General features: G+C 32.9%; 1 protein-coding gene. It reads left to right on the forward strand.

Annotated elements, in window-relative coordinates:
- On the forward strand, nucleotides 1-297 hold a 297-nt coding region (locus CQA49_RS10250), incomplete at its 5' end, for a hypothetical protein (protein ID WP_115575757.1).
- Between the last annotated feature and the right edge of the window lie 190 nt (nucleotides 298-487).

Below are 487 nucleotides of genomic sequence, written 5' to 3' on the forward strand. Positions count from 1 at the left end.
TATTGGAATGCGTGGGATAGTAGCTTTAAAAATAGAGCTATTGAAAGATTAAGGAATCACGAGGCTGGGTATAACTTACTTTTGTTAGATGGTATCCCTATTTATCCTAATATCACCCAAGATATGCAAGCCGATTTGATTGAAAATGGCGATTTGCAGATTGTTAATTTTAAAAGTTGTTATGCAGGTATTTGGGCTGATGAAAATAGAGAGGAAGCTAAAGATCCTAGCTATCTTACAAAGCTTTCAAAAATTAAGGAGTTAATGAAAGTTGAGGAATACAGAATCATTGTGTGATAGTGTGAGGCAGTATAACAAAAATTCTATATCCTGAAATTATTAATTAATATATTTTAAGAAAACCTAGAATATAGGTTTTCTATTTTCAACTATCCCCCCATTACTTCCTCCCATCTGTTGTAATACCATATCTTTAGCCTGTGGTGAAAGGGCATTATAATGTCTTTGCATACTATTTTGTGTCCTT

The sequence above is a fragment of the Helicobacter sp. MIT 00-7814 genome, from assembly GCF_003364115.1.
In the GTDB taxonomy this organism is placed as follows: domain Bacteria; phylum Campylobacterota; class Campylobacteria; order Campylobacterales; family Helicobacteraceae; genus Helicobacter_F.